We start from the raw sequence: 385 nt of genomic DNA on the forward strand, positions 1-385 counted from the left end.
TGTTGAAGGTGAACAGAACGTCAGACTTCAGAGTGAAGTGCTTGGTCTGTACTTCCGGTGCCGCAGCTGGAGCCGGAGCAACTACTGGAGCTGCTTCGCCCTGACCGAAACGGTAGGAAACACCCAGGCTCAGCATGCCGTTGTCCGGACGAGTACCGATGGTGTGTGCGTCACCGATGTTGTTGGTCCACTGGTATTCCAGACGGGTAGCGATTTCAGGAGTGATCGCGTACTCAACACCGCCAGCGAAAACCGGAGAAACGCCGGTGTCGTGGTCTTTAAAAGATGCGCCACCAGGTACGTTAGCCTTGGTGTCTGCACGCCATACCATACCACCCAGACGAGTGTAGATGTCCAGATCGTCAGTGATTGGGTAACCCAGTTT

1 pseudogene is annotated in these 385 nt (G+C 55.1%); it reads right to left on the reverse strand.

What is annotated here, in order from left to right:
• Window positions 1-385, reverse strand: a pseudogene (gene ompA / locus M3673_RS18935) (porin OmpA); the annotation flags it as partial.

The sequence above is a fragment of the Nocardioides sp. P86 genome (assembly GCF_023712465.1).
GTDB lineage: Bacteria > Actinomycetota > Actinomycetes > Propionibacteriales > Nocardioidaceae > Nocardioides > Nocardioides kribbensis.